Below are 14,049 nucleotides of genomic sequence, written 5' to 3' on the forward strand. Positions count from 1 at the left end.
GCATCAGGCCTCGGCAATCGCGCCTTTGTTAATGCCCTCGTAGGCTTTCACGCGAATAAAAGATTCGGGATTATCCTGCCGGGTTTTTTGTGCAATATGGTGGGCGATAAATTCGACTGTAGTGTCGGTATCGATTAAATAGCAGCAGCGCTGTGGCAGGGTGATCGCAAACGGCCCCTGTTCCGCCTCGTAGTTAAATTGGTAATAGCTCACCCCGGCATGTTGCGGTTGGCCGGTTAGATCTTCGCGCGTCCCCAAGTAGATATCCTTCCATGCATCAGCCCAATGCTGTTCCAGTACGGGCGATTTTTTGCCATTGGCCCAGATATCAATGCGCGAGCGATGGCCGTGAGCAATGCGTTGGCAATTGCCCAAATGTTTTTTCAAACCGTGGCTGTAGTGGTAGTAGGCGGCACCGTCCATTGCCTCCAGCGTGAAGGTCAACTCCAAGCGCGCTACGCTCATGGGAAATTGTTGTTTGAGCTGGGTGATACACCAAGCGGCAATGCTCTCTTGGGTGAGCACTTCGGCATCTACCAGGGCAATGGCATCGCGCGGGGAGCGAGTGCTGAGAAATTCGCCCTCGCTGCCAAATTGCCAGTGGATGTGCAGGAATTCGCCCTCTTCTTCAATGCGGATATTGGGTGAGTGCACCGGCACCGCCAAGCGGTGATCTAATTCAGTATCCAGCCAGTGACGCATGACTTTTTTGACGGTGCCGAAATCGCACACCATGCCTTGTTCATCCAGCTCGCCGTGTAATTGCACATTAGCCAGCCAGGTTTCTCCCAGCAAACCGCGCTGCGGATCGAGGAAACTGAAATCGACATTGGTGAGGTTATCGACAAACAACAACATAAAAAGGCCATTCGGGTTAGTTCAGAGAGGGGTGGCATGATACCACTTGGGGTCGATTGCGTGTTCGCCCCGCTGCGTTTTCCATGCGCATGATTCCATACACTTTTTCGCTAAGCTTTAAACTCTGGGCTATTCTCAAGGCACTGATTTACTAACAGCGCTGTTCTGTTTCTTTATTTGGTTTCTGTTAACCATAGCCGCACAGGTTTGGTTTGGCTGATAACACGCATGAGGCGGGTATCAGGGGGAGGTTGCTTGGTTTTGGGACGAGTGAGGTTGGCTGACAAATTAATGCTGCGATGGGGGGTAGGCATACTTCTCTGCATGCATTGTTTGGTTGCGTCAGCTCAGGCATCGGAGGCGGGTTTACGGGTAGCGTTTGTTTATAACTTCCTCAAGTTTATTGAGTGGCCAGCGTCCGGCAATCAGCACTTCAGACTATGCGCGTTAAATGCGCAGGATGTAACCCGTCAGTCGTTGGCGCAGTTGGATGACAAACAGTACCAAAAGCGGCGTATTCAGGTCGTGCATATTGATTCGTCCAGCGATGTATCACAGCAACTCGATACTTGTCAGTTGCTTTATGTCCCTTATTCGGGGGCAGACTTTGAACTGCCTGAATCTTTTCCTGCGGGAGTGTTATTGGTTGTTGATGAGGCAGATGCGAATGATGCACGGGTTGGCATATCGCTGCAGCGCACGGCAGATAATCGGATCGAGTTCGTGATCAATGAGAAGGCCATACAGCACGCGGGAGTCAAAGTGAGTAGCCAACTGCTCAAGTTGGCGAAGAAGCGTAAAGAGAGGGTGCATTAAGATGAGAAAAGCATCTCTTGCGCGCAAGATCAGTTTACTGGCGATGTTATTAACCAGCATCGCGGTATTGGGTGCTGCGCTGGCGAGTACGTGGCAGCAGTACAACTACATTTCCCACCAGGTAAAAAACCAGCTGCAGATTTTGGCGGAAGCCACGGCACTTAATTTGGCCGCGCCGAGTATGTTTACCGATACCGATGCGGCGCAACAAACTCTCGCGGCGCTGCGGGTCGAATCCAAGGTTTTGGCAGCGCGCCTGCGGCTGAAAGATGACCAGTTACTTGCCCAGTACCAGATCCCACAACAGAAACCCATCTCCAGCGATGAGCAAATGATTGCCAAGGTGTTTTGGGAGGGTGAGCATCTCGGGCAGTTAGAGCTGGACGTCACGCTCGCCCCATTGCGGACCCAATTTTACGGGCAGGTGATTTGGGTTTTGCTTATTGCGTTGGTTGCGTTACTTGTCTGTGGGCTGCTCACTTGGGCGCTGATTTCGTCGGTGTTGCGCCCTCTGGGCAATCTTAGTGAGTTGGCGCAGAAAATTGGCCGTGAGGGGAGGTATCACGAGCGCGCGCCCGAACCGGTTGTGCGCGATGAAGTCGGCCAATTAACGAACCGCTTCAACGCTATGCTGGATCGTATTGAGGCACAGGATAGCGAGCTGCGCCTCAATCAGGAGTTGCTGGAGCAGCGGGTCTTTGCGCGCACCATCGAGTTGGAAACCGCGCGGGAACAAGCAGAGGCTGGCAGCAGAGCCAAGAGTGAATTTCTTGCGGTCATGAGCCATGAAATCCGCACGCCGCTCAACGGTATCATGGGCATGACGGGTCTGTTGATGGACACCGAGCTAGATGCCAAACAAAAACGTTTCGCCCGCGTTGCCCGGCGTTCCAGTGAAGATTTATTGCTCATCATTAACGATATACTCGACTTCTCCAAAATCGAAGCGGGCAAGCTGGAACTGGAGTGTCGGCCGTTCCAACTGAATTTGTTGGTGGAGGATATTGCCGAACGCTACGCGCCTATCGCCCAGGGAAAGCAGCTGGAGTTATTGTGTAAAACACCTTTGCCGCCTATGTCGGTGGTGGGAGATTCGGCGCGCTTGGGGCAAATCCTTACCAATCTCTTGAGTAATGCCATCAAATTTACCGAAATCGGGGAAGTGGAGGTTGATGTTCAATTGCTGGCCGAACAGGACGGTTTGGTGCAGTTGGAATTTGGTGTGCGCGATACTGGGATCGGCATAGGTTTGGAGCAGCAAGCGCGGCTTTTTCAATCTTTTACTCAAGCGGATTCTTCCATGGCGCGCAAATACGGCGGCACGGGTTTAGGGTTGGCCATCTCCCAGCGTTTGGCGCAGTTGATGGGGGGGGATATACAGCTGCACAGCGAGGCGGGCAAGGGGAGTTATTTTCATTTTCAATTGACGCTGCAAAAAGTCAATGACCCTCGGGATTATCAATTGGCCGCTGGTTTTGGCCTGCTGCCTACCTTGGTGGTGGACGACAATCCAACCAACCGCGAAATTCTGGAGTATTGGCTGAAGTCCTGGGGTATGGCGCCGGTGATGGCTGCATCCGCTCCTGAAGCCTTGGCTCTATTACAGCAACACGCGCTGGATGGCACACCCTTTGAGTTGATGCTGACCGACTGGTGCATGCCTGAAATGGATGGTGGCCAATTGCTGGATGCGATTGCGGCCGATGCGCGCTTTAATCACTTGGCCGTTATAGTGCTTAGCTCTGCCGGTATGGCCGCGCGCCCCGAGGTGTCAGAGCGAGCGCCAATGCTATTGAAACCGGTGCGTCAATCGGAGCTGCACAATCTGATCGCGCAGATAATTGCCGGCGACTTAACCCGCAAATTTTCTAAGCCTGAACCTGTATCCGGTGTACGCCCGATCGCTAATAAGTTGGCAGGGCGGGTACTTCTGGCCGAGGACAATCCCGTCAATCAGGAAGTGGCGAATGCCATGCTGCAACGCGTGGGGGTGAGCCTGAAAATCGTCAACAATGGTCAGGAGGCAGTTGATTCACTGCAGGTCGAACAATTTGATGTGGTGTTGATGGACTGCCAAATGCCGATCATGGATGGTTTCGAGGCAACCGCCAGCATTCGCCAGCGCGAAGCAACACAGGGTTTACCCTCGGTGCCTATTATTGCGCTGACTGCCAATGCGATCAGTGGTGATCGTGAACACTGCCTCGCACAAGGTATGGATGATTACCTCAGTAAACCTTTCTCCCAGGAACAACTGCATGAACTGCTAGCGCGCTGGCTGCCCAAGCGCAAAGTGCAGGTTGAGCAACCTGAGTCGGTGGTGAGCACTACACCTGTTGCGCCAATTCCTTCGATCAGCGCGCCAGTAGAGATCGATCAACAAGTCATTCGCCAACTGCGCGAACTGCGCGAAGGGCTATTACCGCGCATTATCGGTTTGTTTCGTAGCAGCAGCCCGCCATTGCTTGCCCAACTTGAGTTGGCCGTCGCCCAGCGCGATGCTGAGCTGTTGTACAAAACGGCACATAACTTCAAAAACAGCGCCGCCAATCTGGGTTTGTTGGAGTTGGCATCCGCCTGTCGCGGCTGCGAAGCGCAGGCGCGCCAAGGTAATCTGGAGAATGCCGAACAACAGTTGCAAAGTATCCAAATACTTTACGGTTTATCGCTGCAAGGGCTCGCTGAACTGGAGCGAGGGGAGCAAAGTAATTGAAAGAATATGAATCTACCGGCATTGCGTTGCCGGAGGCGGGCGCCGGTGCCTGCGTATTGGTTGTTGAAGACGATGAAGCCGCGCGTCTGACCACCAGTATTACGCTGGAGCGGGCGGGTTACCAAGTGATGGAAGCCGCTGACTGTGCTGCAGCCCGGGCCTGTTTTACTGAGCGCAAACCCGACATTGTTTTGCTGGATGTGCTGTTACCCGATGGCGATGGCTATAGCCTCTGCCGCGAGTTTCTGGCGCAGCCCCATGGGCGCGATTTACCCATCGCTATGGTAACGGGGTTGGACGATATCAACTCCATTCATCAGGCTTACGAATCCGGTGCGACCGACTTCATTACTAAACCGGTGAGTTGGGGCACCTTGCCCTACCGCATCCAGTTTATTTTGCGCGCCAAACAAGCGCTTAACGACGCCAGTATCAGCGAGGGCAAAACCCGTGCGCTATTGGCCGGGATTCCCGACATTATCCTGCGTATCGATCGCGATGGGCATGTGATTGATATGCAAGTTGGTGCCTATGTAAATGAGATGGAAGAGTGGGTCATTTATGATCCCGCGACGGGTGACGGCCATTTACCCGGTCCGGTGTACCGTATTTTGGCACCGCAAATTCGCCGGGTTTTTGCCGGCAAGGGTGAGCAGTTGGTGGAGTTTGACTGGTCGCAATCCCAGCAGCGGCCGCGCACTTGGGAGGCGCGCGTAATACTGCGCGAGCAAGATGAAGTAGTGATGGTGGTCCGCGATATCACTCTGCGCAAACAGCAGGAGGCCGAGTTACGCCTGTGGGGCAAAGTATTTGAAGGCAGCAACGAGGCAATTCTGATTACCGATGCGCAATTGAATATTATTTTAGTTAACAAAACCTATGAAAAAATAACCGGTTATACCGAGGGCGAGGTGCTGGGGGTTGATACCGCCACAGTGGGTGCTCGTCTGCATTCGCACAGTTTTTTCCGCAACTTGGTACATATCCTTAAAGAGCGTGGGCATTGGCAGGGGGAGTTGATTAACAAACGCAAAAATGGCGAGAAGTTTCCTACCTGGTATTCAATTAGCCAAGTCCTGAACGAAGACGGGCAACCGGAAAATTACATTGCGATTTTTAGCGATATTTCCGAGCGTAAAAAATCCCGTGAGCGGATCGATTTTCTTGCGCATCACGACAGCTTGACCGAATTACCTAATCGCGCACTGCTTAATGATCGTTTGGATATGGCGATCAACACCGCCAAACGGCGCGGCGAAAAAGTGGGTATTTTATTTATCGATCTCGACCGCTTCAAAAATATTAACGACTCCCTTGGGCATGCTGCAGGCGACCAAATTTTGCGTCAGACTGCCGCGCGTTTGAGCGCTGCAGTGCGCACCGACGACACGGTTGCGCGCTTGGGTGGTGACGAGTTTGTGATTTTGCTGCCGCGCATGCGCAACGAACGCAGCTTGGTGGAAGTGGCGATTAAGCTGCGCGAAGAATTACTGTTGCCTTACATTTTGGAAGATATGCCACTGCATTTGAGTCCGAGCATCGGTATTGCGGTGTATCCCGATGATGGTGATAACCCCAATACATTGATTAAAAATGCCGATGCGGCGATGTATTTGGCTAAAGAAAAAGGGCGCAACAATTATCAGTTTTATACTCCGGTACTGAACGCACGCACGTTGGATCGATTGAAGCTGGAATACGATTTGCGCTCCGCGTTGGAGCAGGGGCAATTTGAATTGCATTATCAGCCGCAAATTATGGCGGGCTGTAAAACACTGTACGGTGCGGAGGCGTTGGTGCGCTGGCGCCACCCTGAACGCGGGCTGGTGCCGCCCAATCATTTTATTCCACTGGCCGAGGAAATTGGCCTGATTATCCCGCTTGGCGCGTGGGTCATCGCCGAAGCGGCGCGGCAAGTTAATCTATGGCATCAGGCCGGGTTTACCGACATGGTGGTGAGCGTCAATATTTCCGCATTGCAATTTCATCAAGCGGGATTTTTAGCGGAAGTGCAGGGGCTACTGGCAGCCGCAGGCACCAAGCCCAGTTCACTAGAGTTAGAGTTGACTGAATCCATGTTGATGAGTGATATGGAGGTCTCTATTCAGGTTCTGCAAGCCTTCCGCGATCAGGGTTATCGCATTGCCATTGATGATTTTGGTACAGGTTTTTCCTGCCTTAACTATCTGCGCCGCCTGCCCGTCAATATCCTCAAAATTGATCAATCGTTTGTGCGCGATATGCAGACCGATAGCGCTTCGCTCGCTATCGTTAGTTCAATCATTCGCCTCGCGGATTCTCTGGGGATGGATACCATCGCCGAGGGAGTGGAAACGGCAGAAGAATTGGCACTACTGGAGCAGCAAGGTTGTCGCTTGATGCAGGGATATCATTACTCCAAGCCCCTGCCACCAGAAGAGTTTCAAATCTGGATTCGGCGATGGACCGGTGTTTAATAATAGTCGTGAGGGGCTGGTGCTGGTAGTTATGTGTTTCATCTACTAGTCTTGATGACACAGAGGGAGAAGTTGTGATGATCACTTGGAACATTGGTTGCCTGTGTCAATTGCGATCCCTGGGGGTGGGGACGGCTCTCTTTTGTTTGCTTGTCAGCCCCAGTCGTGCTGACGATCTCGCCTACCTTGACTTAACGCTCGAGCAATTGCTGGATGTGCCGGTTACAGGTTCTACCCTGACGGCAGAATCACGCAAAACCGTTCCTGCCGCAGTCTCTATCTTCACCCATGAGCAAATTGAACGGATGGGGGTGGATTATCTCTACGAGTTACTCAATCTGGTTCCCGGGTTTCAATTTAATCGCAATGCCGGCACTGGGGTGGCTTATACCTACAGTGCCAGAGGGCGGCGTTTAACCCAGCAATCGCTCGAGGTGTTGTTATTAATTGACGGCCATGTGGTGAATGACCCTCGCGCCGGTAGCCCCGATATTACCTTGCCGCTCTATCCACTGGCGCGGGTGGAGCGCTTAGAGATAATCCGCGGCCCAGGCTCGGCTATTTACGGGAGTTCAGCGTTTAACGGGGTGATCAATATAGTCACCCGCAAACAACAAAAAAGCATTGCGCTGGGTTATGGCTCCCAACAGCGGCGACAGCTAGAAAGTTTGTGGTCAACAAGTGTGGGTGATTGGGCGCTGGATGGATTTATCCATGCCTATAAAGACAACGGGGACGATTATGTGGTGGCGGATAGCTTTAACAAGCTACCGCTTGCAACCCGTGACCCCCGGCAACAACTGGCTGCTGATCTGGCATTTAGCCGTGCACAAACCAACGTTAACTTCTCCTACAGCCGTACAGACACAGAGGATTTTTATCTGTCGGATAATACCGGCAATGGCTTTAACGCCAGCGAACGTGAATTGGTGCATCTGGCCTTGGATCAGGAGTTTAGCTGGCTGCCCGATACTCAATCAAAGCTGGCTGTGAGTTATCAGCAATTTATTTATGACTTCAGACTATACCTCACTGGACCGGGGGCGTTGGCACGAGTAAGCAGCCCCAGCAGCGCGGAACCCTTTAAGGGCGATGCACGGTTAGCCGGTGATAGTTGGCGTATTACCTTCAGTAATGACTGGTCGATAGATGCAGATTCCAGTGCTCAATGGGGCTTGCAGTGGGCGCAGCATGAAGAGACGAATGCCCGTGCGCGAACCAATTTTAATTTGGCGCAACTGACTAAAGGTCAGTTTCCCATTACCTATTATGGCGAAGAGGGCAAAGTATTCCCTTTAGGTGCTGAAGATTCGCAAGATAACATCGGTATCTATGCCCAATACCTGCGCAACCTGCGCCCCAGCACTCGCTTGACCCTAGGCGGGCGCTATGACGACTACCCTGATATCACCAGCCGTTTTAGTCCTCGTTTAGGGTTGGTCGAGCAGCTCAATCATACCTACAGCCTCAAGCTGTTATACGGTGAAGCGTTTCGAGCCCCCACGCTGACTGAAACGGGGTTGCTGAATAATCCGCTGTTGTTTGGCAACCCGGATCTAACCCATGAAATTGTGAAAACCTGGGATCTCATTCTCATGGGCAATTGGCAATCTACCAGCCTTAGCCTGGGGCTTTTTCAAAATCGCTATGAAAAACCCATAGAGACTGCCTTTTCAGGCAACGCCCGTACCTATGAAAATGGTGCCAGAGAGCAGAGCCAAGGGCTGGAGCTTGAATGGATGCAGGAGCTGTCAAGCAGTTGGTCTTTGCGTACCAGTTACACCCAGATGAATTTGCCCGACAGCGCTTTTCGCGAGGCGGAGCAGTTGGGCGCACTAGAAATTAATTATTCAGCCGCGCGCTGGAATTGGAATCTGACCGGTTTTTATCAGGCTCAGCGCGAAACCTTAATCACCAATGCCAGCTGGCAAACGTTGGATAGTTTCTGGGTGTTTAACAGCAAATGGCGCTATGAATTTAATCAGGGGTATGAACTGAATGTGCACCTCAAAAATCTCACCGACGAGGATTACGTAACACCCTCACAAGGTTTGGGTAAGCCCGATGGCATTCCCAATCGCGGGCGGGAATTGATGGTCGAGGTGCAATGGCGGTTTTAATTCTGCTCGCGCTAGTTGACTACTTTATCCGCCACTCAAAAGTTCACTTGTAGCGACAAGCTATAGGCTTCAGGTTTTTCTAAATATTCTAACCGCTCGGGGTAGTATCGGCTTGAACCGGTACTGACGTTATAACGCTTGCTGGAATGGAGCAGGTTTTCCGCGCTGAGCTTAATCAGCACATCCGTATCCTGATTAAACGCCCACAAATAGGTGATGGAGGCATTCAGGTTGTAATCCATACCAAATGCGTCTTCTTGATCCAGTAGATAGCGCTCCCGTTCAAAATTAGCTTTTTGTTGCGCAAAGGCGGCTTGGCCAGCAGCAGAAAGCGCGTTGGTATCAAAGGTGTCATAGGCACGTTGATACATTTTCATCTCGTCGTAGGAACCATCAAAATCCCAATTGATTTGGGCATTCAGATGAAACTTCAGGCGATTATTGATGAACGCATGGGTGTACAACAACTTGGTGATATTCGTCGGCCAGTTGTTCAGGCCGTCGCCATAGCTCTCAAGTAAGATTGGCACACTGCCTGTTGTGTTGTAGTAATAGTCGGAAAAGGAGATGTTGTTGCGCGCACGGCCAGTTTTTAAGTCTGGGTTCATGGTTACGTCGAGCGGGTCAAGATAAGTGTGATTGACACTCAGTGTGACCTGATTTTTTTTATAGCTGGCGTCGAATTCAAGCCCAAATAATTCCATTTCACTTAAGAGTTCGAGCCTTTCTCCGGTGTAGCCAACTGCACTGATCTCGTTGTAATAAGCGCGTAAGTTAAGAACTATGCTCTGCAGACTGGTATTGGTGTAAGAGAGCTCCAGGCTGTCGAGCGTTTCATTTTTTGAATTGTCACCGTTTTTATCGCTTAAATATTGCGCGCGCAGGGGCATCATGCGTTGGGCGCGCTGCAGGGTGCTGACCAAGGTGTTATTGCTGTTGAAGTTAGATACCAACGACAAACGCGGTGAATACATTTGTTTTGCTACATCAGAGAAATCAAGCCGGTGGGCGTAAATCAACTTGTGTGTGCCGGACAATAAATAGTTAGCTTCGAGCAGCTGCGAATGGGTGTGAAAATCCAAGCCATCCCCAACGGGTTCCAACTTGCTACGATTGGGTCTGCCACTCAAGGATGTGTTTTGTAAGTAAACGCTGGTATTCGCGTCACTGATGATATCTACCCCTTCCCTGATCCATAGGTAGTCGTCGCTTTTACCCCAGGGCGCGCCGATTGCAATGGCAGAATATTCATAGCCAATAACACTGTTAAATACGTCGCTGTGCTGTTGGTCGTACATAAAAACGGCCCGTAGGCGATCTTGGGCAAACGCATAATCTCTAATGTTGTTGCTGCTATCCATGTCGAATTGGCGGTTGCTGAAGTCGTAACGAATGTACTCTTGCGAATCCAGTGTTAAGGATGAGGTAAACGACGATATATCGGAGATGGGCAAGTTATATTCAGCTGACATCGCCAAACTGCGTGTTTGATGGCCGCGGCCATTGATCGCTGCAATGGGGTCGCCCGTGCCATCTAAACGGTAGGATTTCTCTCTAAGCGCTCGTGTTTGCCCTGCTTGAGTGTAGCGCAGCCAACTTTTAAAATTCTCACCAAAATCCACACCCAAATGTGCTTTGATTTGTGGGCGGCCAAAGGTGTCGGCCAAATAATCCTGCGGCCCCGCATTTGCTGAGGTGCCTTTGCCGGTATAGCGAATATCCGAAGGCTCAGCCGGATTCATAGTGCGGTAATCGGGGTTACTCAGGCCATCGCTTGTGCGATAAGAGACAAACCCATATCCCCCTAATTGATCATAGCGATTGTTGTATTGCAGATTGATACCGTCGCTGCGATACGTATCATTGCGCGCTAGCCCCACGGAAAATGTGGGTTTGTCGATACTGGCGGTTTTGGTGATGATATTGATAACACCCGCTACCGCACCGGTTCCATAAGTCACCGAGCCTGGGCCGCGAATCACTTCTACTCGCTCTATATCGCCCAGCTCCCATTGATCGATTTCGGTAATGACACCTTCATAGACGTAGTTGGTGATATTTTTGCCGTTAATTAGCAGGAGTAACTTGTAATTCTCCGCCGCAATTTGCCCGCGCAAACCGATCTTGTCGCCTTCAGAGTGGGTCATTAGTAGCAGGCCGGGTACATGTTGCTCAAGCAGATTGGCAAGGTTTTTCGCCCCGGAAAGAGCAATTTCATGTTTGTCGATAATGGTTATACCCGCAGCGGATTCTTTTTCTGCTGCCTCGATCAAGCTACCGGTATTTATCTTTATGTTTAAAAGGTCCTTCAAGGACAGGGCGAAATAATCATCATCTGCGTTAGACGCTACCGCGACATTAGCACCAAGGCCAATAAGCGTATAAAGGGTAAAAATGCGGGGTAATAATTTTTTCATCTGGCCATGGTGTAATTTTATTGTGAGGTTATCTGTTTAGTATTGAGCACCCATGACCATCACGCAAATTAAAACGCTGAACTGATGAAAAATAAAGTCCCGATTAAAAAATGCTCATCCATGAGCAGGGGGTTAAGGCTTAAGCAAATTCAGCGTTTTTGATGGGTTTAGTTGTTCCGCTGGTTTTATATTCCGCACGCAAAATTTTCGCGGCTTCCACCATGCGCGCTAAGGCCGCTTCAGTTTCCGGCCAGCGGCGAGTTTTTAAACCGCAATCCGGATTTACCCATAAGCGCTCTGCCGGAATTTCACGCGCTGCGCGTTTGAGCAAATTCACCATGGTGTTAACTTCAGGAATATTCGGCGAGTGAATATCGTAAACGCCCGGGCCAATATCATTGGGGTAATGAAATTGTTCAAACGCCTGCAGCAATTCGCCATCGGAACGGGAGGTTTCAATGGTGATCACATCCGCATCCAAATCTGCAATGGCTTGGATGATGTCATTGAATTCCGAGTAACACATGTGTGTGTGAATTTGGGTTTCATCCTGCACGCCGCTGGCGGCAATACGGAAGGCGTTGACAGCCCAGGCTAAATAATCTTTGCGATCTTTTTCGCGCAGCGGTAAACCTTCGCGAATGGCGGGCTCATCAATTTGGATGACTTGAATACCTGCCGTTTCCAAGTCGATTACTTCATCGCGCAGTGCCAAGGCAATTTGCAGCGCGGTGGTGGCGCGGGGTTGGTCGTCGCGCACAAAAGACCAAAACAGCATGGTGATCGGACCGGTGAGCATGCCTTTGACCGGTTTTTTACTGAGCGATTGGGCATAGCGCGCCCAGCTCACCGTCATGGGGGTGGGGCGCGATACATCGCCAAAAATAATCGGTGGTTTTACGCAGCGCGAACCATAACTTTGCACCCAGCCAAATTGGGTAAAGGCATAGCCATTTAATTGCTCACCAAAATATTCCACCATGTCATTGCGCTCGGCTTCGCCGTGAACCAACACATCAATATCCAGCTGTTCCTGTTTGGCGATGCAGTCCGCAATTTCCTGACGGATGCGGTTGTCATATTCCACAGCATTAATTTTTCCCTGTTTAAATTCACTGCGGGTTTGGCGGATATAGTCGGTTTGCGGAAATGAGCCGATGGTGGTGGTGGGGAAGGCCGGTAGTTGCAACAAAGCTTGTTGTTTAACGATGCGTTCAGCAAATACCGATTGGCGCTGTGCCTGTTCTGGTTTAATGGCTTGTAAGCGTGTTTGTACTTCCGGGTTGTGAATTTTGCTGGAGCTCAAACGTGCTTGTGCCGCCGCATTGCTGGCCGCTAATGCCTCTTGCGCTATGGCATCAAACGGGCGCGTCAGCAGGGTTTTTAAATTGACCACTTCTTGCACTTTTTGTTTGGCAAAGGCAAACCAGCTTTTAATATCCTGCGCTAATTTTTCTTCGCGTTCCAAATTAACTGGCGAGTGCAACAGTGAACAAGAGGGGGCAATCCACAAACGATCACCCAATCGCTCTTGTGCTTGTTTTAATACGCCGAGTGACTTCTCTAAATCATTGCGCCAAATGTTGCGACCATCGACAACACCGACCGACACAATTTTATGTGCAGCTAAACGGTCGATGACACTGATCAATTGCTCCGGTGCGCGCACCACATCTATGTGTAAACCGGCTACGGGTAAATTCACGGCGGTTGATAAATTATCGCCGAGTGCGCCGAAATAAGTGGCGAGCAACAATTTTAATTTCGGGTGCTGCAAGCGGTTGTAAACCGACTCAAACGCGCGCTGCCATTTTGCGGGTAAATCCAGCACCAAAATTGGCTCATCAATTTGCACCCAGCTCGCGCCGGTGGCGACCAATGCGGTCAACAGTTGTTGATAGGCGGGTAGGAGTTTTTCCAGCAAATCAAAACGATCAAACTCTGTGCCTTTTTCTTTGCCAAGGTATAAATAGCTCAGCGGCCCAAGAATGACCGGCTTAACTTTATGGCCCAAGGCGATGGCTTCGGCAGTTTCATCAATAATTTGGGTCCAGCTCAGCTGAAAGGTTTGGCCTAAGTGAAATTCCGGTACCAGATAGTGGTAGTTGGTATCGAACCACTTGGTCATATCCGATGCCGTCGTTGCATTACCGGTTGGCGCGCGGCCACGGGCGACGCGAAAGAGGGTGTCCAGATCTATATCGGTACAGGGTGTGGTCGCAAATTCATGCACTGGGTAATCGCTCTGTGGGCAGCAAGCGAGATGGTTATGGTGGCTGTACCCCTTTGCTGCCGCCGCCGTTTTGCGATGGCGCGCCGGAATATTGCCGAGCGTAGCCGAGAGCGTCAGCACCTGGTCATACCAAGCAAAATCGCCAGTGGGGATTAAATCCAAACCCGCATCGGCCTGTAATTGCCAGTGGGCTTTGCGCAATTCGCGGCCGGTTTGCTCAAGCTGCGCCTGGTCTATCTCCCCGCGCCAATAGGCTTCCTGCGCCTTTTTTAGTTCGCGGTCGCCGCCGATACGGGGAAAACCCAGATTGTGTGTGGTGATGTGTTGGCTCATGTGAAATTACCTTTTTCGATTCAATTGGAAAGTGAGGCCATTGTTCCGCAGGGCTTAATATGAATCAAACTGGTAATTTTCAGTTTAAACATGAATTTTATTA

At 51.0% G+C, this 14,049-nt stretch carries 7 protein-coding genes; 4 read left to right on the forward strand and 3 right to left on the reverse strand.

What is annotated here, in order from left to right:
- Window positions 1–3 precede the first annotated feature (3 nt).
- Complete coding sequence (locus AC2CG4_RS01510; protein ID WP_484484574.1) at window positions 4–858, reverse strand: 6-carboxytetrahydropterin synthase; 855 nt, start codon at window positions 856–858, stop codon at window positions 4–6.
- Window positions 859–1,182: 324 nt separating this feature from the next.
- Between AC2CG4_RS01510 and AC2CG4_RS01515 the strand changes: the two genes are divergently transcribed.
- The 4 genes from AC2CG4_RS01515 to AC2CG4_RS01530 all read left to right on the forward strand — a co-directional run bounded on the left by AC2CG4_RS01515 (window position 1,183) and on the right by AC2CG4_RS01530 (window position 8,963).
- Window positions 1,183–1,674: a YfiR family protein gene (locus tag AC2CG4_RS01515; protein WP_484484575.1), complete on the forward strand. Its 492-nt coding sequence runs from the start codon at window positions 1,183–1,185 to the stop codon at window positions 1,672–1,674.
- Window position 1,675: 1 nt separating this feature from the next.
- Window positions 1,676–4,387: a response regulator gene (locus AC2CG4_RS01520; protein ID WP_484484576.1), complete on the forward strand. Its 2,712-nt coding sequence runs from the start codon at window positions 1,676–1,678 to the stop codon at window positions 4,385–4,387.
- Window positions 4,384–6,843, forward strand: a complete 2,460-nt coding sequence (locus AC2CG4_RS01525) for a two-component system response regulator (RefSeq protein ID WP_484484577.1) — start codon at window positions 4,384–4,386, stop codon at window positions 6,841–6,843. The genes AC2CG4_RS01520 and AC2CG4_RS01525 overlap by 4 nt, the downstream gene beginning before the upstream one ends.
- 146 nt (window positions 6,844–6,989) lie before the next feature.
- A complete protein-coding gene (locus AC2CG4_RS01530; protein ID WP_484484578.1) occupies window positions 6,990–8,963 on the forward strand; it encodes a TonB-dependent receptor plug domain-containing protein in 1,974 nt (657 codons plus the stop codon).
- A 35-nt stretch (window positions 8,964–8,998) separates the two neighbouring features.
- Here the strand turns inward: AC2CG4_RS01530 and AC2CG4_RS01535 are convergent, their stop codons facing one another.
- Together AC2CG4_RS01535 and metE are read right to left on the reverse strand one after the other, a co-directional pair.
- On the reverse strand, window positions 8,999–11,380 hold the full coding sequence (locus tag AC2CG4_RS01535) for a TonB-dependent receptor plug domain-containing protein (RefSeq protein WP_484484579.1): 2,382 nt from the start codon (window positions 11,378–11,380) through the stop codon (window positions 8,999–9,001).
- Between the two features lie 139 nt (window positions 11,381–11,519).
- Window positions 11,520–13,946, reverse strand: a complete 2,427-nt coding sequence (metE, locus tag AC2CG4_RS01540) for a 5-methyltetrahydropteroyltriglutamate--homocysteine S-methyltransferase (protein ID WP_484484580.1) — start codon at window positions 13,944–13,946, stop codon at window positions 11,520–11,522.
- Window positions 13,947–14,049: the final 103 nt, after the last annotated feature.

It is taken from the genome of Cellvibrio sp. ATLC23 (assembly GCF_057196725.1).